The sequence below is a fragment of the Psychrobacter sp. PSi21 genome (assembly GCF_054960615.1).
In genome coordinates, this window is record NZ_JBHNYR010000014.1 from 1 (window position 1) to 22,250 (window position 22,250).

Annotated in this window: 15 protein-coding genes, 2 tRNA genes and 1 pseudogene; 11 read left to right on the forward strand and 7 right to left on the reverse strand. The window is 45.0% G+C overall.

From position 1 onward, the window contains the following. The 5 genes and pseudogenes from ACFI32_RS10395 to ACFI32_RS10415 all read left to right on the forward strand — a co-directional run. Positions 1 to 430: pseudogene (locus ACFI32_RS10395) on the forward strand (hypothetical protein); the annotation flags it as partial. Next, positions 415 to 930 (forward strand): Mov34/MPN/PAD-1 family protein, encoded by a 516-nt coding sequence (locus ACFI32_RS10400; protein WP_462626525.1) that lies wholly within the window; start codon positions 415 to 417, stop codon positions 928 to 930. The pseudogene ACFI32_RS10395 and the gene ACFI32_RS10400, both read left to right, overlap by 16 nt. Positions 931 to 933: 3 nt before the next feature. Next, positions 934 to 2,568 (forward strand): SAVED domain-containing protein, encoded by a 1,635-nt coding sequence (locus ACFI32_RS10405; RefSeq protein ID WP_462626526.1) that lies wholly within the window; start codon positions 934 to 936, stop codon positions 2,566 to 2,568. A 38-nt stretch (positions 2,569 to 2,606) separates the two neighbouring features. Next, positions 2,607 to 5,000: an AAA family ATPase gene (locus tag ACFI32_RS10410; protein WP_462626527.1), complete on the forward strand. Its 2,394-nt coding sequence runs from the start codon at positions 2,607 to 2,609 to the stop codon at positions 4,998 to 5,000. Continuing rightward, the gene (locus ACFI32_RS10415) at positions 4,997 to 6,268 is read left to right on the forward strand and encodes an McrC family protein (protein WP_462626528.1); all 1,272 of its coding nucleotides are present in this window, start codon (positions 4,997 to 4,999) and stop codon (positions 6,266 to 6,268) included. The genes ACFI32_RS10410 and ACFI32_RS10415 overlap by 4 nt, the downstream gene beginning before the upstream one ends. 345 nt (positions 6,269 to 6,613) lie before the next feature. On the opposite strand, the gene ACFI32_RS10420 is transcribed toward ACFI32_RS10415, so the two are convergent. The 4 genes from ACFI32_RS10420 to msrB all read right to left on the reverse strand — a co-directional run bounded on the left by ACFI32_RS10420 (position 6,614) and on the right by msrB (position 8,316). Continuing rightward, positions 6,614 to 6,690, reverse strand: a tRNA-Asp gene (locus ACFI32_RS10420). Between the two features lie 36 nt (positions 6,691 to 6,726). Beyond that, positions 6,727 to 6,802 (reverse strand) — tRNA-Val (locus tag ACFI32_RS10425). A gap of 447 nt (positions 6,803 to 7,249) precedes the next feature. Further along, entirely contained in the window at positions 7,250 to 7,741 is a 492-nt protein-coding gene (locus tag ACFI32_RS10430) for a glutathione peroxidase (protein WP_462626529.1), read from the reverse strand. Positions 7,742 to 7,890: 149 nt separating this feature from the next. Continuing rightward, positions 7,891 to 8,316 carry a peptide-methionine (R)-S-oxide reductase MsrB gene (gene msrB / locus ACFI32_RS10435; RefSeq protein ID WP_462626530.1) on the reverse strand — a complete coding sequence of 142 codons (426 nt, stop codon included), beginning with the start codon at positions 8,314 to 8,316 and terminating at the stop codon, positions 7,891 to 7,893. Between the two features lie 532 nt (positions 8,317 to 8,848). Between msrB and ACFI32_RS10440 the strand changes: the two genes are divergently transcribed. Continuing rightward, on the forward strand, positions 8,849 to 10,513 hold the full coding sequence (locus tag ACFI32_RS10440) for an aminotransferase class I/II-fold pyridoxal phosphate-dependent enzyme (protein ID WP_462626531.1): 1,665 nt from the start codon (positions 8,849 to 8,851) through the stop codon (positions 10,511 to 10,513). A 144-nt stretch (positions 10,514 to 10,657) separates the two neighbouring features. Here ACFI32_RS10440 and ACFI32_RS10445 read toward each other — a convergent pair whose 3' ends face one another. After that, positions 10,658 to 12,265, reverse strand: coding sequence for an inorganic phosphate transporter (locus tag ACFI32_RS10445; RefSeq protein WP_462626532.1), 1,608 nt, complete (start codon positions 12,263 to 12,265; stop codon positions 10,658 to 10,660). 682 nt (positions 12,266 to 12,947) lie between these two features. Further along, on the reverse strand, positions 12,948 to 14,705 hold the full coding sequence (locus tag ACFI32_RS10450; RefSeq protein WP_462626533.1) for an ATPase: 1,758 nt from the start codon (positions 14,703 to 14,705) through the stop codon (positions 12,948 to 12,950). A 272-nt stretch (positions 14,706 to 14,977) separates the two neighbouring features. On the opposite strand from ACFI32_RS10450, the gene ACFI32_RS10455 reads away from it, so the two are divergent. The 5 genes from ACFI32_RS10455 to ACFI32_RS10475 all read left to right on the forward strand — a co-directional run bounded on the left by ACFI32_RS10455 (position 14,978) and on the right by ACFI32_RS10475 (position 21,102). Then, positions 14,978 to 15,691: an FFLEELY motif protein gene (locus ACFI32_RS10455; protein WP_462626534.1), complete on the forward strand. Its 714-nt coding sequence runs from the start codon at positions 14,978 to 14,980 to the stop codon at positions 15,689 to 15,691. A 164-nt stretch (positions 15,692 to 15,855) separates the two neighbouring features. Next, on the forward strand, positions 15,856 to 16,920 hold the full coding sequence (ubiE, locus tag ACFI32_RS10460) for a bifunctional demethylmenaquinone methyltransferase/2-methoxy-6-polyprenyl-1,4-benzoquinol methylase UbiE (RefSeq protein ID WP_462626535.1): 1,065 nt from the start codon (positions 15,856 to 15,858) through the stop codon (positions 16,918 to 16,920). Between the two features lie 83 nt (positions 16,921 to 17,003). Next, the gene (locus ACFI32_RS10465; RefSeq protein ID WP_462626536.1) at positions 17,004 to 17,690 is read left to right on the forward strand and encodes a hypothetical protein; all 687 of its coding nucleotides are present in this window, start codon (positions 17,004 to 17,006) and stop codon (positions 17,688 to 17,690) included. 268 nt (positions 17,691 to 17,958) lie between these two features. Next, positions 17,959 to 19,620: an ABC1 kinase family protein gene (locus ACFI32_RS10470; RefSeq protein WP_462626537.1), complete on the forward strand. Its 1,662-nt coding sequence runs from the start codon at positions 17,959 to 17,961 to the stop codon at positions 19,618 to 19,620. A 36-nt stretch (positions 19,621 to 19,656) separates the two neighbouring features. Beyond that, complete coding sequence (locus tag ACFI32_RS10475; protein ID WP_462626538.1) at positions 19,657 to 21,102, forward strand: FAD-binding oxidoreductase; 1,446 nt, start codon at positions 19,657 to 19,659, stop codon at positions 21,100 to 21,102. Positions 21,103 to 21,230: 128 nt separating this feature from the next. On the opposite strand, the gene ruvB is transcribed toward ACFI32_RS10475, so the two are convergent. Next, positions 21,231 to 22,211, reverse strand: a complete 981-nt coding sequence (ruvB, locus tag ACFI32_RS10480) for a Holliday junction branch migration DNA helicase RuvB (protein WP_462626539.1) — start codon at positions 22,209 to 22,211, stop codon at positions 21,231 to 21,233. Positions 22,212 to 22,250: the final 39 nt, after the last annotated feature.

Consider the following 22,250-nt stretch of genomic DNA (forward strand, 5'->3'; position numbering starts at 1 on the left):
AAATGTCCCTGTCGTATCTGGCTGGCTAGAGGCTTACGGGTTGGGTGGTCATATTCTAGGATTCAAAAGCAATGAGGATGGCTGTTTAAAATGTCTCTACTATGATGACGATGGCAATCCTTCAAATTATATAAATACCAGTTTGTTTAGTAATCCTTCAGGCATAGTTTTATCAAGAAATATAACTGGATGTGCTGGAGCGTTCACTGCATACGGTTCAGTTCATGCTATGAAAATAGCAGTAATAATGGCTGAATATGTAATCGAGAATAAAGTAGGATTACAGTCATGGTGTGCGACTAACAAGCTACCGACTGACTATGACTTGAAGGCTACTAAACATCATGCATTGGCTCTACAAAATGATGGTTACTACTCCCAGTCTTTAAATACTATTAAAGTGGCAGGTTGCTCATGTTGCAGTACCTAAATAAGCGCATTATATGGAAAGAAAATGATAAAGCATACGATGGCGCAATAGCCGAGTCTGTCATATCCACATGGTTCGATTTTAGACAGTCACAAGCCAAATCCAAGGAAGCTGGCGGTATATTATTAGGTAGCTATTATCCAGACAGTCATACAATAGTAGTAGACGACTTAACTACGCCAATGTTCAGAGATAGACGTACTCGCACCACTTTCTTTCGTTCCAAATCTCACGATAAAGCTCTGAAAAAATATTGGAAAAATACCAAAGGTTATGGCGGTCTGTTAGGGTTATGGCATACACACCCTGAGCCAAAACCTAATCCATCTAATACGGACTTAAATGATTTAGCGAGTCAATTTACTAGCTCTAAATACCTATCAGAACGCATTTTGTATGTCATCGTTGGGACAAGCCATATTGGCTTTTGGATTGCCTACTCTCAAGAATCTAAAATTTTTTTAGGCTATTTACCTTTTTCTACTGAATTGGACAATTAAAAAATGACTACGAATAATACATCTACGGGAACTCAGACCTCACATGATCAAGCCCTAAATAAGACTATATTTACCGATCTTGACTCGGCAAAACAATATCTCGACCATCTTAAAGGTACAGGACTACAATGGGATCATGTTGGCTTTCTTTCAGACGCAAGCTACCACAACTTACTGACATTGTTGTTCAGTAATAGTGAGTTGATTGATATTTTTAGATTTTCTCTTCAGCGTGACGATAATGAAAAGTTGGTTTCATACATAAGTGATAGCTATGTAATAGACACGAGGTTAAGAGTTTCTGAAAAGGAAGAGTTTGGTTTAGAAGATTTTCAGACATTAGAAAGTTTTAAGGAGCTATGGGATGAAATTACAGTTAGCTCTAATAGGCTCAACGCTAAAAAAACTACTGAATTATTCAAACGCTGGAGTTTAGGTCGAGAGAAAGTTACAGGAAGAGGAAACCAATTCAGTGAATCAACTAAACGTATCGTTATGGAAGAGAGTCATGGTAGATGCATGTTTTCTGGCTGTGGTTCAAGATTAGATTTTGATTCATTATCAGGACATAGGGGTAACTTCGGTTATATGGCTCATAACATTGCAGCCTCTGAGAGTGGCCCTAGAGGGGTAATGTACTTATCAAAAAATCTGGCTGACGAGCCAAGTAATGTTCTATTATTGTGTGATGTTCATCATAGGTTAGTAGATCGAATAGCAACTTTAGATTATCCTGCATCTAAATTACAAGCTATGCGAACCGTACATATTCAGCTATGCAACAACCTTCTCAATGCATTGAGTTATACACCTGTTCCAGTATATTTTATTCCGTGGAGCGTAAATGGACAAAGTATAGAAATGCCAGATCCGATATCAATTTCGAAATCATTGAACGTATTCAATTGTAGGGCTAAACACGATTTAACTCCTCTAGATTGGGGTGTAAGTGATTCAATGCAAAATTATTATGAATTTCATAAAAGATGTTCTGAGCATATAGGAGACTGTGTTAATCAAATAAAAGCATGGACTAAAGGTAGTAGCGCAGCTGTGTTCGTTTTAGGTCCAACTTTTGCTTTAATAGGTTTTGGTGCGAAATTTGGTAATAAATCTAAATTAATGCCAATGCTCCGTTACAGAGATGCTAGTAGTTGGATGTGGCCTGGAGTACAGCCTAGAGAAGATGCATTTATCATTGACGAGCCAAAGATTGACTCAAAGCATTCAGAAGTTATTGTTAGCATTAAGTTAACTTTCCCCGCTGCGATGATTGATTCAACAATTGACCATCTTAATCAGCAAGCCCAAGACAAGCTTCCAGTAATAAACATATATCCTCCTCAGAGTTACGGATACGGTAATGGCGCAATAGCGCATCCACTTGAGGGTGAGAAACTAGCTAATAGACTTAAGGAAATTTTTACTAACTTGAATCAAATGCATGGTATCAAAAAAGTACATCTATTAGTTTGTGCCTCAAATGCGGCCTGTGTATATATTGGTCAAGCTGTTGATAGATTTCAGCCTGAATTTATAGTCTACGATTATGGAACTAAGATGATGGAGCCTAAACTCAGAATATATAACGACGGGAATACTACAGTCATTGAATGTATTAGAAAAAATTGTGAATAATTTCAAAAACTAATTAAATAATTTGAGGGAGTAGCTGTATGGATACAACAAAAATAGATAGTGATTTAGTATCGAAGCTCATTGAGCTAAGCCAAGACGATGCGATTACAAGTAGACCAGAAGGCGTTGAAGAGCTTTATGAAGAGTTTTTAAGTAAGTTTCCAAAAAATAAAATAACTGAATTAACTCAGGAGCAATACTGCTTAGGTCATGGATCTATCACAGATAATTATTGTCGATGGATAGAGCGCGGGCTACAGCCTATATTTGGTCGTTATATGCCAGGTACGGCGAAAGGACACCTACTTTATTTGAAAAAAGATGGAACACTATATAAGCATCAAAGCTTGAGCGACTTAAGTGACGATGATGCATTAAGTTATGTTCTTAAGATCCATCAAATAATAATCGATGCTGACGTTAACGCTGATATCACTTGGATTGATCAAGATAATGAGGTATATGATCGCGCAGGTGTAGAGCCTAAATGTGTTATGGGAGCAGGACGTCGTGCGCGTTTAATATCTATATACAATCCAGATATTATCTTGCCAATTTCATCTACCGACCATATCGAGCACTTCCTGAAAGCATTTGATGTTCCAGAGTCAAGAATACCACCTTATAATCAAGTCATCCGACGCTTATTGATGCTTACCGATATATACCAAACTATTAAAAAGGAATATGATTTAGATATCACTCCCCATGAGTTTATGTCTGTGCTTTACAGTGAGAAATTAGGTATTAAGCCAAGCAGAATATCTATCTACAACGATACCAACGAAGAATTAGATGAAGTAACGATAAGCATGTTTGATAATGAAGCGCTTAATCGTATCGTCTACGGTCCACCTGGAACAGGTAAGACCTACTGTACTACAGAACTCGCTGTACAGTGCGCTGCTCCCGATTGGTATTGTGATTTTAATAATGATCCTCTAGATGAATCAGAGAGAAGAGAGCGTTTAAAAGCTAAGTATGATGAATTAACGGATAAAGGTCGTATTGCATTTACTACCTTTCATCAAAGCTTTTCTTATGAAGATTTCGTTGAAGGTATTAGACCTATAGTCGTAGAAGGAATAGATGGGAGTTCAAATATTAGCTACGAAGTGGTTGATGGTATTTTCAAGCAATTATGTACTAATGCTAGAACAACAGAGCAGACAGGCTATACACAAGCAGTCAATATTGAAGGTAAAAATATATGGAAGCTTTCTTTAGGAAACACTAATATCTCCGATGAAAATGAGATATTTAATGAATGCATTGATAACAACTATGTGCTTCTAGGTTGGGGTGATGACATCGACTTTTCGAACTGTAGTAATCGTAGAGAAGTAGTTGCAAAGATAGAGCAATCGCATAACATTTCTTTAGCTGATGATCCTAATAATTATAAAGCTACAGCTGTTAATACTTTCAAAAATGCAGTTAGTATTGGTGATCTAGTAATCATATCTGATGGTAACCATAAGTTTCGTGCTATTGCCGAGGTTACAGACGACTATGAATTTTTAGATACAAAAGAACGCTCTGGTTTTCAGCAATTAAGAAAGGTTAAATGGCTACGTATTTATAGCCCGAGTTTGCCAAAAGAGCGTTTATTTGATAAGTCACTGTCTCAAATGACTATTTACCAGTTACGTAACACAACTATTAATCGAGAAAAGTTAAAGCAATTGCTTACTCCAGAACCTACTACTAATTCTAGCAAGTTACCGCATTTGATTATCATTGATGAAATTAACCGCGGCAACATATCTCGTATTTTCGGTGAGCTTATTACATTACTTGAGCCTGATAAACGTAAAGATGGTACAGATGCGCGCGAAGTAATACTACCTTATTCAAAATTGCCGTTCTCAGTGCCCTCAAATCTTTATGTACTAGGCACGATGAATACCGCTGATAAGTCTCTCGCCCAGCTAGATTTAGCATTACGCCGCCGATTTGATTTTATTGAGCTATTACCTAAGCCTGAACTACTAGATGGCATCATAGTTCATGGCATTGCTGTATCTGAAATATTGACAGTAATAAATCAGCGCATTGAGGTGCTATTAGATCGTGAGCACACCATAGGTCATTCATACTTCTGGTCTTTGAAAGATTGGGGTTCAGATGACGAAAAAGAAATTGAATTAGGTAACATTTTCAAGAGACGAATTATCCCGTTACTGCAAGAATATTTCTTCTCGGATTGGGAGCGTATTGGCTGGGTATTGAATGATCCTAGCAAACATACCTCAGAACAATTTATTCAAACTGGGAATATATCTCCTGCAATTAGCGAATTGTTTGATAGTAGTATCAACGGCTTAAATGATCGTCGCTACCTTATCAATGAGACTGCTTTTAACACTCCTGAATCCTATAGGAAAATTCTAAATCAGACTCAGTCTGAATCTTCGGATGGCGAAGCATGATTCGAGTCAGAGAATATGCTCAGCTGACTACAGATAAGACAGCATGTCCTAGCTTAGATTTAGCTATTATCCAGCAAGAAACATTTGATTGGTTAGTGGAATTAAGTGGAAAAGACAATTATGGGCGGTTTATTACTTACAAGCGTCCACAATACTTACAACTACATTCTTACGTAGGTTATTTAGAAAGTCCTTGTGGTGAAGGTATTGAGATACTACCAAAGACAGGATTAGGTTTACAGGAGCCAGGCAAGAGCAGAGAGGTCTTATGCAAAATGCTAAGCTCCGTATTAAACCTATCCTATAAAGAGACTCAATCTGCCAGTCTCAATCGAATGAACTTACCTATTCATGAGTGGATATACTACCAGTTTTTATATTTGCTAAAGGAGCTGGTAGCGTCTGGGCTCAGATTTGACTATCAAAGAATTGAAGAAGAAAGTAGATTTATTCGTGGCCAGCTTGATATTACAGTTCAACAAAGGCAAACGGTTGGTCAAGCTCATCTTTTTCATATTCGTCATGATGTCTATCATCCAAATCGACTTGAGAACCAACTAATCAAAACGGCATTGGACTACGTACAGCAGCACTGTAGGAGTTCTGAGAACTGGCGACTGGCTAATGAGCTATCACACATCTTAGACCCTATAACAAGTCTTAAAGAGCCTCTAAACTCAATGCCTAAATGGTCAGACATCAAAATATTGCAATCCTACCGAGCGATAAAGCCATGGTGCCAACTAATACTTGAAAAGCTTAATCCAAACTTTCAAAAGGGAGAACACCGGGGTATTGCATTGTTATTCCCAATGGAAATTTTGTTCGAGAAGTATGTGGCAAACTGCTTACAACGAGATATCAAGGCGCACTGGCAACTAACAACACAAGCTTCTAGTAAGTACATGGTGAATGAACAAAAAGGTTTAAAAGCGCGCTTTCAATTAAAGCCTGATCTATTAATCAGTAAAGAAAGAAAAAACTACCATGTACTCGATACCAAATGGAAGTTAATAAATTTAAGTGACAGTGATAACAACTTCAATATCAGTCAGTCGGATATGTATCAGTTATTTGCTTATGGTCATAAATATTTGAATGGGTGTGGGGACATGATGCTTATTTATCCTAAACACCATCAGTTCGATACACCTTTGGAGTGTTTTTATTTAGCAGAAGAATTGAGATTATGGGCCATACCATTTTGTATTGAAACTGGCAAAATGGTTACCAGTGAATGGGTAGAAAGGTTTCCGTCTTTATCTTAAACTTAGTTTGAGGCTAATCCTTTAAGCTCCCAAACTTATCGATAAGCATAAAAATTGGCGATCAGTTACCGTTAGCAACTTTTAACAATATTGGTCACAAAATAGTCACCGTTTGGTCACCGGGCCCTTGGTCACCGATTTTCAAAAGTCAGAGTACATGCACGTAGACTTATAGAAAATACGTTATTAAAGAGTAGACTACTTCGTAAGGGTTGATAAAGACAGGATAACTAACCCTTACGAATAAAGGTCTTAAGGAGAATTACAAGCACAAAAAAACCTCAAGTAAACTAATACTTGAGGCGAAACTTGCTTAAACCCAAAGGTCTAAATTCGTTTTAAATATGGCGCAGCGGACGGGACTCGAACCCGCGACCCCCGGCGTGACAGGCCGGTATTCTAACCAACTGAACTACCGCTGCTTAGGTCGTCTAGCTTTTTTACCACAAGCTATTAAGTGGTGGGTGATGACGGATTCGAACCGCCGACATTCTGCGTGTAAGGCAGACGCTCTACCAACTGAGCTAATCACCCTGAGAACCGTTAAAAAATTGCACTGCAATTTTAGGTTCGCAAGAGAAATATTTTAAATAATATTTCTGAAAGCGAGTAGTAAACGAAGCATTGCTTCGTCCGAGCGCAAGAGAATTTATATTTTCGTAAATTCTAAAAACTCGATAACTATATGTATCGCGAAAATTCCTTAAAGAGAATTTTCTGGAATCTTAAAAGTAATAATACTTTTTAATTCCTAAGTTAACATCAGCTGTCACACTCGATGTTAACTTAATCAGCTAGGCTTATCTAAGTAAGTCCCCTTGCTGTGGGTGTGTATTATATAGATTTAGCGATGGCTGTCAAACGCTTTTTTCATCTTTTTGCGATATTTTTTCACTTTTTTATCAAAAAACGCATAACCACTTGTTTTATATAACATTATAAATTCGATAAAATACGTTTTTTGGGGATTGTTGCTGCCTTCTATGGTGCACTGGCAACCAAGGCAGTTTCGATATCGGTTTTAACAGCCTCTGGAGTGGTGGTTGGCGCATAACGCTCAATCACATGACCATCACGGCCAATCAAAAACTTGCTAAAGTTCCACTTAATCGCATCAATGAGCATGCCGCCCTTTTCAGACTTCATCCAATCAAAGATAGGATGCGCTTCACTACCATTGACGTCGATCTTTGCCATCATAGGGAAGCTAACACCGTAGTTCTTTTGGCAAAATGTGCCAATTTCATCATTGCTACCCGGATCTTGATGACCGAACTGGTTACAAGGAAAGCCGATGATGACAAGCCCTTGATCTTTGTACTGCTGATACAATGCTTCTAAGCCTTCAAATTGCGACGTTAGACCACATTTACTGGCAGTATTGACGACCAGCAACACTTGCCCTTGATAATCAGAAAAGTCCTGTACGCTGCCGTCCATACGTTCGGCAGTAAAGTCATAGATGGTAGTCATGAGTCATCCTATAGTTATGATTGTTTGTTATTATCCAATACCGTAACAAGCTGTGTCACAACGATGCAGCAAGCGATTGGCCTCTATCATGCCTGCTAACCGCCGCTGATGCACGGCGATTGGTTGTACTCAGTCGTTCACAAATCTAGTTAGTCCTCGCTTTTATCCAAGTCAAGGGCCACTGAGTTGATGCAGTAGCGCATGCCTGTGGTTTCGCGTGGGCCGTCAGGGAATACATGGCCGAGGTGCGCGCCGCAGTTGCTGCACGTGACTTCGATACGCTTCATACCAAGCGAGTTATCGACATGCTCATCAATAGCACTGTTGTCGATGGTCTGATCAAAACTTGGCCAGCCGCAACCTGCATTAAATTTGTTGTCAGCATCGAACAAGCTGGCACCGCAGCCTTTACAGCGATATACGCCTTTCTCGTCATTATCGTTATAGACACCTGTAAACGGGCGCTCGGTACCTTTTTCACGCATCACGCGATATTCATCAGCGCTTAAGCGCTCTTTCCAGTCCGCTTCGGTTAATTGAGCGATTTCTTCTTTGCTGAGTTGATTGTCTTGCATAACGGTTCCTTATTGTGTGTTGTCTGGCCGCTGTATTATCAGCGCACTTCTATAATATGGTGACGGCTGGCGTATTTTACCACCCCATCTGTATAGTGATGGTGTCGTGTAGTGCCCTTACCATTTAGATCAACAACTTTTGTCATCATGGCTAACCCCTTATTTCTAAAACATGATCTAAAGTGCTGCTGCTAAGCAAGATAGGGCTTTTATGCGTATTGACGTTTACCAAACCTCAACGTAACACTTTGGGCTAAGAGTATCATCCATATGTTTGGTTTATTGTGAGCATTTTTGTTTTTTTAGTAATAAAATCAAAGCGATGCTGTATTCTTTTTAGAATTGACACCGCACTTTCTATAGCAAGTGATGAGCCTACTTACCAAATTGCAAGTTATTCTTGCATTTTCTGCTTTTTCTACACTTGCACCATTTGTTAAAATGCAATAATATCTTGCATTAGCACTGACATAATGATGTCAATAGACACATATGATGCCCTTGGCATTTATATCACAAGGCCTTTAGACCCATGCAAAATAACAAGGAAAAATTGGCACAAGCTGCGCGCCTCGTCCAGCTACGCCGTGATAAAGGACTGACAGCAGAGCAGTTGGCGCAAGCGATGACGCAGGCAGGCGCAAAAGTCAGCCGCGGTGCCATCTCCAACTGGGAGCGCGGTACTAATGGTATTGTGTCCTCGAAACTTCCTACCCTAGCGCGCATTCTGGGTTGTAGCGAGGGCTATCTGTTACGCGGCGTCAGCGCAAATAATGCAGCGGAAAGTCATCCTGTACCTGTAGCAGCGCCAGAAGCGGTTGATGATACCAGCGCGGCGCTGAGCGATGCCCACGCTCCGCTTGCCAAAGGCGCTACTATAAATGCAGACCCAGTCACTGCTGCCGACAATACAAAGCCTCAGCCATCCCGTTTACTCCCCACAGACAACATCATTGGTACTTCTATGAGCCCCATCAAAAAATCAACCAAATTACAAAACGTCTGCTATGACATCCGTGGCCCCTTGCTCAAAACAGCCAACCAAATGGAAGCTGATGGCCATCGTATCCTCAAGCTTAATGTTGGCAATCCTGCCCCCTTTGGTCTTGATGCCCCGCACGAGATTTTGCGCGATATCTCAATGAATTTGCCTGAGGCATCAGGATATTCAGACTCGCAAGGTATCTTTGCGGCGCGTAAGGCGGTGCTGCAGTATTATCAGTCTAAAGGCCTGCTCTCGGCAGTCGATGTGCGTGATGTCTATCTGGGCAACGGCGTCTCTGAGCTGATCGTCATGACCATGCAAGCCTTGATGAATGATGGTGATGAAATTTTGATTCCGATGCCTGACTACCCACTGTGGACGGCAGCAGCCAATTTGGCAGGCGGCTCCGCAGTTCATTATCGCTGTAATGAAGCAGACAATTGGCATCCTGATATCGAAGACATCAAGTCCAAGATCACCAGCAAAACCAAAGGCATCGTGGTCATTAACCCCAACAACCCAACGGGCGCGCTGTATTCAAAAGAGCTGCTAGAGCAAATTATCCAAGTGGCGATAGAGCATGATTTGATCATCATGGCCGATGAGATTTATGACCGCGTGCTTTATGATGACGTGGTACACATACCAATGAGCACTTTGACTGATGAAGTGTTGGTATTGTCATACAATGGACTGTCCAAATCACACCGTATTGCCGGCTTTCGCGCTGGCTGGATGATGGTTTCAGGTAAAAAAGACCATGCCGCTGACTTTATTGAAGGCTTGGACATGCTTGCCTCTATGCGCTTGTGTGCCAATGTCCCAGCCCAATATGCCATCCAAACGGCTATGGGTGGCTATCAAAGCATGCAAGCGCTCACGGCAGACTCAGGACGACTGTTTAAGCAGCGTGAAATGGCCATCTCACGTCTGAATGCCATCAAAGGTATCTCTTGCACCACGCCGCAAGGGGCCTTTTATTGTTTTCCAAAAATGGATCCTGCTGTCTACCCCATCGAAGATGATATGGCTTTTATGATGGATTTGTTGATTGAAGAAAAGGTGTTGATGGTACAGGGTACGGGCTTTAATTGGGATGCACCTGATCATTTCCGCGTGGTCTTTTTGCCCAACCTGCTCGATTTAGAAGATGCAATGGATCGCTTGGATCGCTTTTTTGCCAAAAAACGCCAACAGTTTGGCACTGACTAAGCCCGTATTGGGTCAGTTATTTTAACGGCAGACAAAAAAAGTGCTTATCGCCATGCTGACGATAAGCACTTTTTTATGGATAGTAGGCTTGCTGATAGACGGTTGTCATATCAATCACTGTGCCGCATCAGCCCTGACCCGTTGCTAAAAGATATTTTTTAGCACCACAAAGCTGATGGCAGACATCGCTGCTGCAGCTGGCAATGTGATAATCCATGCCAAGCCGATTGGCTTCATCAATGCCCAGTTGGTATTTTTATTGACGATACCAATGCCCAATACCGCACCTACCAGCGTGTGCGTACTTGAAACGGGTAACCCCATGGTTGATGCGCCCATTACAACCGCAGCGGCAGCAAGCTCTGCTGAGAAACCTGAAGCTGGGTGCATTTTTGCCAAATTGGTACCGACGGTTTGAATTACTTCTTTACCAATAAACCAAAGACCAACGATCAGTGCCACACCAAAGGTCAACATCACTGCAGAGGGCACAGCGGCTTGCGACGCAATGGCATTGTTACGAATCACATCCATGATCGCTGCAAACGGGCCAACGGCGTTGGCAATATCGTTTGAACCATGACTGAAGGCGAACGCTGATGCGGTAAAGACCTGCATCCAGCTGAACATAATAAAGGTGGCTTTGCTCAAATCTTCTTTATGCTTGCCGCGAATACTCTTAGTGTAGATAAAGGTCGCCAGCCAGATCAGCGCGCCAACCATGCCCATGAATAAGAAGCCATGCAAGTTGGTCAGGTTGCTGTTGACGTTTTTCAAACCTTTGAACACAACCAGCGCGGTCATGACTACCCCGCCCATAGCGGCAATCAGCGGCACCCATTTTTTCAACGCTTTTAGCGTGTCTAAGTCATTACGCTCGCGCTCGATATCATACAGATTTTGATAGTAATCCGTTTCCAAATCTTCACGCGTACAGTCGTCGTCTTTGTAAATTTCTTGGTCGCGTAGCATTGCTGACGTATATGACAACTGCAAAGATTCTGAAAGCTGATCAAAAAACTCTTTGTGATTTTTCTTGAGCGCTTTTTTGGCGGCTTTAAAATCTTCAATACGGGCTTCGGCCATATCATTATAATCAATGATGTTTTTCTTAATTTGACCGTATAAAAGGTAGGCTAACACGCCGCCAAGCACAGGAGAGAGCACCCAAGAGATGGCAATCTGGCCTACCGTACTCCAGTCAACTGTGGACAATGCTGAACCGCTACCGCCCAAGTCATAGCCTAGAATAATAGAGCTACCAATCACACCACCGATGATCGAATGCGTGGTCGATACGGGCAAGCCTTTACGCGTGGCAAACAGCAACCAAAACGCCGCTGCAATCAAAGCTGACAGCATGACGTAAATAAACTGGTTTGGCGTGACTGACATACCATCCAAATCTACGATACCTTTACGAATGGTATCGGTTACCTCGCCACCTGCCAAGACGGCACCTGAGACTTCAAATATCGCGGCCACACCAAGCGCTTGCGGAATGGTCAACGTACCTGCACCCACTGATGTGCCAAACGAGTTGGCAACGTCATTACCACCGATGTTAAAGGCCATAAACACACCAAATGCGGTGGCTATGAGAAATAACATACTCTGCTGATGCATGGTGTAGTCAAGACCCCACCATAAAAAGTAACCAGTCATTGCTATCAGAAGGATGGCAAAAAATAGATTAATTCTCATAGAGCCGACTTGTTTGGTAGGCTCTGTAGAACTGCTGCTAATACCCATAGGTTGATACGCCCTGCGTAAGCTTATTGAAGAATAATGCGATTGATAACGCGGCCAATGGCTGCTGCATGGACACATGAGCAAAGACACATTGGCCGTTGGTACAATGTTGCAATATCAGGCAGTCTTGGCAAATGGCCGCTTTTTATCCAGCACACAGGCCACTGCCTCTGAGGCAACTGTCATAACGGCCGCCAATATAACACTAAGCCGCAAGTAAAATGATTAAATCTATCGATTTCATTTTCTTGCGGCTTAACTGCCCACAGTATATCCGAGCGATTTTAAAAGTCGATTATCAGCCAAATATGCTAATAATCATAGTGTCAATAATGGCTGGAGAGCTGGTGGTAACTGCGCTCTAGCGGATTTACACTTCCAAACCTGCTCATGTTGGCTGCCTATTATATTAAAAATTAACAAAAAATGCATGATCAAGCGGTCATACTTACAAATTTGTCCTCGTATCCAGCTGTTTCTTTTGCCCTTTTTATTGAGTAGTGGTAGATATTAACGGCTTATTGTCAAAAAAAATGTCCAAATTGGGATATTTGGCTCACTTTGATACTATTTGAACAACAACTGTATACCAATCATGCGGTGGCAAACACGCCATCATCACCGCCGCATATTGACAAATATTATTGCGCTCATGCGTCATCACATGATGCGTTGATCAGACTCAAAGACTTTCTAATTGCTCAATAGCATGATCAAGCACTTGCAAACGCGCCGTGCGCTTGTCGTTGGTGGCAATCACGCACCACGGCGCAGCAGTGGTGTTGGTATGTGCCAGCATGTCTGCAGCCGCTTGGACATAATCCGACCATTTGTCACGGTTGCGCCAATCATCATCAGTCAGTTTAAACTGCTTATGCGGCGTATCACGGCGATCTTCAAAACGGTCGAGCTGCTCATCTTTATCAATCGCTAGCCAATATTTGATGACTATCGTGCCAGCAGACACCAAATCTGCTTCAAAACGGTTGATCTCTGCATAAGCGCGTTGCCACTGTGCCTCAATGGCAAAGCCCTCCACCCGCTCGACCAATACCCTGCCATACCAAGTACGATCAAAAATCGCAATACGGCTGATCCGATCTGTCTTTTCATTAGGTAGTCGTGTCCAAAAGCGCCACAGATAAGGGTGCTGAAGCTCATAGCGCATCGGCGCACCGATATTGTAGATTTGGTATTCACGCGGATCTAATGGCGCAACCAGCCTTTTGATCGCCCCGCCCTTGCCAGCTGCGTCCATCCCCTCTAAGGCAAATACCACATGACGACCGCCGCGTGCCCGTAATAGTGCTGCCAGCTTGGTTTGTTTGTCTGCCAGCTCGTCTTGATACTCAGATTTGTCCAAGTCAGGGTCATCGATGTCAGTCAACACATCAGGAATATCGACGGGCGTGAACGTCGCATCGCCATGTGCGCTTGGTAAGTGGTCACAATCGACCACGGTAGCGGTGCTTAAGGGCGGTATATCAGCATCAAGATTGCCATCGCTCGTGTCACTGGCAGGTTCATCAGTTGGCACGCGGCTACTGACTAACGCCGACTGCATGGCTTGCAAGACTTCGTGACAAAATTGATTGGTGGCTTGCGCTTTGTCCGCGCCATCGATGATGACCCAATCGCCTTGTTGACGAATGATACTGGCAGCCACTTGATTAAACTGGGTTAAGGTATCCTTATCACGCCAGTCGATTTGATAGAGATATTCTGGATCGGCTTCTTTATCCGTGATCCGCTCTTGCAGCGTATCATCATCGACGTGAAACCAGCACTTTAATAGCTTGGTTTGATTGGTCGCAAGATCATGCTCAAAGGATTGTAACTCACGTAGCTGCTGTTTGAGATATTGCTGCCATTGACTGACCCTATCCTCTGAGGTGGTGATTTTTTTGGCCTTGCGCTTGCCTTTTTTGGCTGCGCTCTTCTTCGTGCTTTTTTGGTTATCGTCGTCCGCTTGCTGACGAGTCATGCGCATGACATTGTAGATAAGGTCGGCATACCAGTTGCCAAAATACACCATTACATCACCATGACGCGGCATCGCTTTGGTATGTGCTTGCCACAGCGGCTGATAGGCCAGTGGCGCATCACCGATGGTGGCTTCGACTTTGAGCAATCTTGGGTCTACCCATTGGCGCAGCTGCTTGACGGCCGAACCCTTGCCCGCCTGTTCCATACCATTGACCAATACCAACAGACCCGTTGGCTGGTTGCTGGTTGGCGGCGCGTCTTCTCGTGTGGCTCTGAGTGCATATTGGGCGGTGACCAGTGCCAAGCGTAATTCGTCTTTATCCAGCGAAAACTGGCTGAGTGGATTGGGCGTTAAGTGCTGCTTGACCACATCTTCACTAAGCTGTTCACTGACGGCGGCGACCTTGGCTGCTTTGGCTGCTGACTTTCGCTTGCTGTTTTTATTTTTAGACATTTTTATACTCTTATTTTTAATGATTGGGTATGCCTCATGGCAAAAGGTTGCCATTTTCACATCATAGCACTCAGTTTGGCTGCTTGCCATGTAACAGTTTGGCATTTGTATTCTGTTTGGTTTTCTTTTATGGTAGCGGTCGATGCATCAGCATGTGTTTGAGATAATTGTCTTTAAACCTATGGCAATCATAAGCGCTGCTTCTGATATAATCGGCATTTGAATGATTGTTAAACCACACATATCCCGTTTATTGTAGAGGACTGTTTGCTATGGCTGCTTTATCTGAGTTACAAACCCATTTAACCCGTTACTGGGCGCTGGATTATCATAATGACGAGGCGCTTCACATCAAGCTTAATGAAGTGCAAGAGTGGCAGCGCGCGCGCATCCGCGAAACACACAAGCAGATGTTCGAGCAGCCAAAAAATAAGCCGATGGCCAATTACTTTTTGACCAAACTATATGGCGGACAAGAGTTTGAGCTATTGGCAAAACAGCTTGAGCGTATCTTGCCCAAGGCCAAAAAACTTGAACGTTTGGCAAAAGAGTCAGCACTAGAAACTGGCAGCTTGGCCATTCAAGCATCTATCTTAGCGATTGAGCTTGATATGCACCTTGCCCAGTGGCTGCTCAAACAAGACCTGCCTGTCAATGCAGACAACATGCTTGCCGCCTACCGCGCCGTTGATGAAGCCAGCGAACGCCGCACACAGATCAGAAACCTAAGAGACGTCTGCTACCGCACGGACAAATACTTAAATTCATTTATGCTACGCAAAGCTTTTGCCATGGCCAAAAGCACCGCTTACAACCGTGGCTATCAGCCGCTCTATGACTTTATTGCCGCAGGCTTTGAAGCCATGGGCCCACTCAAGAGCGTCAGCAGCTTTATCGAGCCATTTTGTGAGCGTGAGCTACAAATTATCGATCAAGTACATAGCGCGGGTAATGAAAACAACACCGCTGCATTTGGTGTGCAATAAGCACTGCTTGGCACTATGTTTTGCGGTATCAAGCCTTTACCAACTGAGGATGGTTGCCGTGTTGTTACTTGAGCAACCATCACTCATCATCAGGCGCTCGCCTATTCATCAGTGGCGCTCGTCTTAGTGTTATCACCATAAAAACCAAAAAAACGGATCCTTTCATGACTGACAATAACCATACCGATAATGACATGCCTGACAGCAAAGCAGTAACTGGCGGCCATATCCAAGACAAACTGGTACAAGACAGCATCACGCACAGCCAAGACATCAGCAAGCAAGCCCAAGCGCGCCAAACCCTGCCCAGTGATGCCACTGACTTCACTCAAGTGCAGGATTTACCAGCAGGTACACCGCAAGGACAACAAGCCAGCATCTCGCAAGCAACCGAGACTACGACAGAAACCGATAATGCCGCGGCAAAAAAAGCCGCTTTTCATCAGCGCGATGACATCAATAACCCGCATACGCCCGATACCGATGGCACCGAAGACACCCATTTTGGCTACAAAACAGTCAAAAAGTCAGAAAAACAAGCCCGCGTGGCTGACGTCTTTACCTCTGTTGCCAAAAAATACGACATCATGAATGACTTGATGTCGTTTGGTATCCACCGTTTGTGGAAACGCTATGCCATCAGCCTGTCTGGCGTGCGCGCAGGTCAGCACGTGCTTGATATCGCGGGCGGCACAGGCGATTTGGCTAAAGTGTTTAGCCGCGAAGTGGGCCGTAATGGCCATGTGGTTTTATCTGATATCAATGCGGCGATGCTTGAGGTCGGTCGCGAGCGCTTGATCAACGCTGGCTGTAACAATGTTGATTTTGTCTTGGCCAATGCTGAGACGCTCGCGCCGTTTGATGACAACAGCTTTGACTTAGTGACCATCAGCTTTGGCTTGCGCAACGTTACAGATAAAGAAGCTGCGCTGCGTGCTATGTACCGCGTGCTCAAACCGGGTGGCCGCTTGTTGATTCTTGAGTTTTCAAAGCCAATTTTTGAGCCATTGTCAAAAGCCTATGACTTGTACTCGTTCACCGCTTTACCGCTGATGGGGAAAATCGTGGCTAATGACTCTGAAAGCTATCAGTATCTTGCTGAATCAATTCGCATGCACCCTGATCAGCAGACGCTAAAGCAAATGATGCAGCAAGCAGGCTTTGATAATTGTGATTATCACAATTTGACTGCGGGTATCGTAGCGGTACATCGCGGCTTTAAAGCATAACCATGTGCCAAAAACGCATTAAAAACGCGAACAAGAACACATAAATAGGGTTATTTTTGACCCATGTAAGCGTGGAGAATAGGATGCTGACTGTATTATTACTGGCAGGTGCCGAAAAGCTGATCAATCTGGCCATCAAGAGCGATGCCATTACCCAAGCGGGTCTTGCCCCGCTGGCTGGCAAAGTGCTGCGCTTGAACATGGCGAAACCCGAGCTGCAACTGGATGTGCTGTTTAATCATGAGCATCTGCGCTTTGAGCCAGTTCGTGACGACAGCGTGTTTGAAACGCGTGCCGATATGGACGCGCGCCAGCAAGCAGCACTGGATATGGGGCGGATTGGTCACAGTCAGCCTGACTGTATCATCAGTGTGGCGAACCCCACTGAACTGCTTAATCTGATGCGCGGTGCTGAAGGCAACTTACCGATTGCAGGTGATTACAAAGTGGTGATGCAGCTCAAGCAGCTGATGGCAGGGTTTGATCCTAATGTGGCGGATAAACTTGAACCATTTATCGGCAAGTCTGTTGCCAGTCAACTGCAACTGCTTATCACTCAGCTCAAAAGCAGCTTGACACCCAGTGCCGAGCGCGCCTGTGATGAGATGAGCACATGGGCAAACAATATTGCAGGTACGGGCACGGTGGATGCTGCGGATAAAGCACAAGCTGATGCTATGAAGCAGCATTTGCTTCAGCTGCGAGCAGATATCGAGCGTGAATCAGCCAAACTGGCACACCTTAGGGCTGAACAGGCCAAATACCATTAAGTATAAAAATACCATTGAGCATAAGTAGTATCTAGCGACCTGCTTACCTCATTTTGTTCACTCATTAGACCTCAAGGCAAACCAGACGTTGCCTTGAGGTTTTTTATGGCTATGACACACGTCTTTATGGTTTTGTCTGTTTTTCTGCCGCTGCTTTGGCTGGTTTACGCCGTTGTTTTGCGCCGCAGCGTGCATCAAAGATATGCGTGACCGACTGGCTTCATGCTATTATTGTGCTCATTTCTTTTGATAATTATACTCACCACTCATGCTTTTATCTCATCAAAAACGCCTACGAGAATTGTGGCGCATCGCCGCCACCTACCGCATTGATACTCACCTGCCTATCGATGATGCGCCGCAGTTGCAACCAATTGCACGGTTGATTCGCCTGCATCCTGCCGCATGGACAAAACGCCATCAGCCAAACGCTATCAAATACGCGCTTGAAGACATGGGCACGCTGTTTTTGAAATTGGGGCAACTGCTCTCTACGCGCCGCGACTTGGTCACGCCTGAGATTATTGAGCAGCTGGTACAGCTCCAAGATAAGGTTAAACCCTTTGATGCCCAAACCGCCATCGCACAAATCGAAGACCGCAAACATGGCTTAGGTCAATCGGTCGATACCTTATTTGCCCGTTTTGATGTCAAACCGCTGGCCGCTGCATCTATTGCCCAAGTGCATACCGCGGCGATGCATGATGGCCGTGAAGTGGTGGTTAAGGTGGTTCGTCCTGATATTCGCGCCACCATTGTGGCTGACTTTGAGCTGCTGCGCGAGCTGGCCAGCTGGGCCTCTGCCCGCATTGAAGCAGCGCGTGCGGTGCATATTATCGATATTGTCGAAAATTATCGGCAAGTCATGCTCAACGAGCTCGACCTGACCCTTGAGGCGGACAATACCACCAAAATGCGCAATAACTTTTTGGGTTCAGCGCTGATGTATGTGCCTGAGGTGTACGATGCGGCCAAAAATGTGATGGTAATGGAGCGTATTCAAGGCGTGCCGATCTCACAGACGCAAATCTTTGATCAATTGGGCTACGACCGCGCAGCGTTAGCAGAAAAGGGCTTGACCATCTTCTTTACCCAAGTATTTCGTGACAATTTTTTCCATGCCGATATGCATCCGGGTAATGTTTTTGTTGAGACGCCGCCCATCCATACCATGAATTCAGATACCGCGGCCGCCGATTTGGGACATGCACCGCGTTATATTGGTTTAGACTGTGCCATTATGGGCACACTATCATCAGATGATCAGATGATTGTGGCGCGTATGCTGCTCGCGGTGATGAACAACAACTTCACTGCACTGGTCGATATCGTCAGCCGTGCAGGCTGGATACCACCTAATGCAGACAAGCATGCCCTGATGCGAGACATGCAGCGCACCGTTGGTCCGATGCTACAAAAGTCGATAAATGATATTGACTTTGCAGGCGTTTTAATGCAAATATTAGATATTGCGCGCCGTCACCATATGAGTATTCCGCCGCAGCTGATGCTACTGCTCAAGACATTAGTACATGTTGAAGGCTTAGGACGTGACTTGTATCCTGACTTGGATATTTGGGCGCTTGCCAAGCCTATTTTGAGTACTTGGGTTAAAGAACAACTCGACCCCATGCGTAAGCTACAACAACTGCGTACGCAACTTCCTGAGCTGTTATTGTCAGGCGCTGACATTCCTAGGCTGCTGGATCAAGGCCTGCAAAGCCTTGCCTCACAAGGCGCGCGGCAAGACAGTCAATTGCGAGAAATCCAACAAATTCGTGCCGATATGCTGAACGATCGCAGACGTGATTGGTTTGCGCTGGCAGGATTTGTGATATTTATCACCTTAGCGCTGCAAGTTGGCAGCTGGTTATCTATTATCTTTTATATCTTTGCCGTATTGGCGGTGGTGTGGCGTCTGTTAGCCTAACTCATTAACCTCCTTCGGCGACCGAGAGAGGTTTTTATGTCATACGCTATCCATCAAGACGATACCGATTTTTTGTCGGTATCTGACCTTATCAACACCGACCACAGCACAGCGATTGCGGCGCTACAAGCCGCTTTCGGTGACCAGCTCAGCGTCAATACCACCGTACGCGAGCAGCATGGTCACACCACAACATGGCTCGCCAATCAGCCACCTGATGCAGTGCTCAACGCTCGTGACAAGCATGACGTGGCAAAAGCGGTAAAAATCTGTAATACGCATCAAATGCCCGTGATTGCCTTTGGTATTGGCTCCTCATTAGAAGGACAGCTCAATGCCCCTTATGGTGGCCTGTGCATCGATATGCACGAAATGGATACCATCTTGCAGGTCAACAACGAAGATTTGACCGTCACGGTCCAACCAGGCGTGACGCGCGAGCAGTTGAACCATTATCTGCGTGATACTGGATTGTTTTTTCCTATCGATCCGGGTGCTAATGCCAGTCTCGGCGGCATGGTCGCGACGCGCGCTTCAGGCACCAATGCCGTTCGCTACGGCACGATGAAAGATGTGGTACTGTCGCTTGAAGTGGTGACTGCCACCGGTGAGATCATCCGTACGGGGACGCGCGCCAAAAAATCAGCGGCAGGTTACGACTTAACGCGGCTGATGATTGGCTCTGAAGGTACGCTTGGCATCGTCACCGAAATCACGCTAAAGCTGTTTGGCTTAAGTGAAACAGTTGGCAGCGGCTTATGCCACTTCGCCACGGTTGAAGATGCCTGTCAGGCAGTGATGCTGACCATCCAGATGTGCTTGCCTATCGCCCGTATTGAGCTACTTGATGCGATGCAAATCAAGGCCTGTAATCAATATGCCAATCTGTCCCTGACCGAGACGCCGACGTTATTTGTTGAATTTCATGGCACAGAAGCCAGCGTCCACGAACAAGCGCAGACCTTCGCTGACATCATCGAAGAGTTTGGCGGTACCGACTTTGTTTGGGATACCAATGAAGCCGAGCGTAAGCGTCTGTGGCAAGCACGGCATAATGCCTATCATGCCAGCGCCGCGCTTAGACCAGAAGCCAGCCCACTGTCTACCGATGCGTGCGTACCCATCTCTCGTCTTGCTGAGTGCGTCAGCGAAACGGCCAAAGACATCGAAGCGGCAGGTATGATTGGCCCCATTGTTGGGCACGTGGGTGATGGTAACTTTCACGTACTGCTACTGGTCGATACCACCAATCCAGACGAAATTGCGACCGCTGAAGACATTGTCGGTCGTCTTGCCAAACGTGCTATTGCAATGGATGGTACTTGTACGGGCGAGCACGGCATCGGCCAAGGTAAGCAAAAATATATGCAAACGGAGCACGGTAATGCCATGGTCGTGATGCAAGCGATCAAATCAGCTCTTGATCCCAATAACATCCTAAACCCTGGGAAAATCTGGCCGCAGCCATTATCACCCCAATGATCATTGCATCATTTAGCAACCTTAAAATCGCTCAATCTTGACACGCCCTAAATGAAATATAGTTGATGCAATACAAAACCCCTAACTATGGTTAGGGGTTTTTGGTATTGATAACAAGTCCATACTCTTTACATCTGATCAATGGCCATTTGGGTGAGGACGCGACCGCGTGCCGTACGTAGTACATAACCCTGCTGGATCAAATACGGCTCAATCACATCTTCAAGAGTACCGCGATCCTCAGCCATCGCTGCCGCAACCGCCTCCACTCCTGCAGGGCCGCCATCAAAGCGCTCGTGTAAAATTTCAATATAGCGGCGATCGAGATGATCCAAACCGCGACGATCCACTGCCAGCATATCCAGCGCACTTGCCGCGATCATACCATCGACATGACCATTGCCTTTGACTTCTGCATAGTCGCGCACGCGGCGCAGTAAGCGGTTGGCAATCCTAGGGGTGCCGCGCGAACGACGTGCAATTTCGGTAGCACCATCTTCGCTCATTGGCACACGCATCAAGCGCGCTGCACGGCTCACAATGGTGGTCAAATCTGCGATACTATAAAACTCCAGACGCTGCACAATACCAAAACGGTCACGCAGCGGCGAAGTTAATAGCCCCGCACGCGTGGTGGCTGCTACCAATGTAAACGGGGGCAAATCCAGTTTTATCGATCGCGCTGCTGGCCCTTCGCCAATCATAATATCAAGCTGAAAATCTTCCATCGCTGGATAAAGAATCTCTTCAATCACAGGGCTTAATCGATGAATCTCATCGATAAATAACACATCCCCTGCCTCTAGATTGGTCAGCATGGCCGCCAAATCACCCGCACGCTCAAGCACTGGCCCTGAGGTCGAGCGTAGATTGCCGCCCATCTCGCGAGCGATGATGTTGGCCAGTGTGGTTTTGCCCAGTCCTGGTGGCCCAAAAATCAACGTATGGTCGAGCGACTCGTCACGAGCACGCGCAGCACCGATAAAGACTTCCATCTGCTCACGCACCACAGGCTGACCAATGTACTCAGCCAGTGACGCAGGACGAATATTGGCATCAGGCGCATCGGTGGCGGCCTCATTGGGATTGATTAAGCGGTCTTGCGTCATAATGTCTGTCATCGTTTAAATATAATAAATAGCATAACC

Bases quoted from the DNA above. Each gene is read 5' to 3' on its own strand.
- ACFI32_RS10400 (WP_462626525.1), top strand. From the start codon at position 415: ATGTTGCAGTACCTAAATAAGCGCATTATATGGAAAGAAAATGATAAA.
- ACFI32_RS10405 (WP_462626526.1), top strand. From the start codon at position 934: ATGACTACGAATAATACATCTACGGGAACTCAGACCTCACATGATCAA.
- ACFI32_RS10410 (WP_462626527.1), top strand. From the start codon at position 2,607: ATGGATACAACAAAAATAGATAGTGATTTAGTATCGAAGCTCATTGAG.
- ACFI32_RS10415 (WP_462626528.1), top strand. From the start codon at position 4,997: ATGATTCGAGTCAGAGAATATGCTCAGCTGACTACAGATAAGACAGCA.
- ACFI32_RS10430 (WP_462626529.1), bottom strand. From the start codon at position 7,741: ATGACTACCATCTATGACTTTACTGCCGAACGTATGGACGGCAGCGTA.
- msrB (WP_462626530.1), bottom strand. From the start codon at position 8,316: ATGCAAGACAATCAACTCAGCAAAGAAGAAATCGCTCAATTAACCGAA.
- ACFI32_RS10440 (WP_462626531.1), top strand. From the start codon at position 8,849: ATGCAAAATAACAAGGAAAAATTGGCACAAGCTGCGCGCCTCGTCCAG.
- ACFI32_RS10445 (WP_462626532.1), bottom strand. From the start codon at position 12,265: ATGGGTATTAGCAGCAGTTCTACAGAGCCTACCAAACAAGTCGGCTCT.
- ACFI32_RS10450 (WP_462626533.1), bottom strand. From the start codon at position 14,705: ATGTCTAAAAATAAAAACAGCAAGCGAAAGTCAGCAGCCAAAGCAGCC.
- ACFI32_RS10455 (WP_462626534.1), top strand. From the start codon at position 14,978: ATGGCTGCTTTATCTGAGTTACAAACCCATTTAACCCGTTACTGGGCG.
- ubiE (WP_462626535.1), top strand. From the start codon at position 15,856: ATGACTGACAATAACCATACCGATAATGACATGCCTGACAGCAAAGCA.
- ACFI32_RS10465 (WP_462626536.1), top strand. From the start codon at position 17,004: ATGCTGACTGTATTATTACTGGCAGGTGCCGAAAAGCTGATCAATCTG.
- ACFI32_RS10470 (WP_462626537.1), top strand. From the start codon at position 17,959: ATGCTTTTATCTCATCAAAAACGCCTACGAGAATTGTGGCGCATCGCC.
- ACFI32_RS10475 (WP_462626538.1), top strand. From the start codon at position 19,657: ATGTCATACGCTATCCATCAAGACGATACCGATTTTTTGTCGGTATCT.
- ruvB (WP_462626539.1), bottom strand. From the start codon at position 22,211: ATGACGCAAGACCGCTTAATCAATCCCAATGAGGCCGCCACCGATGCG.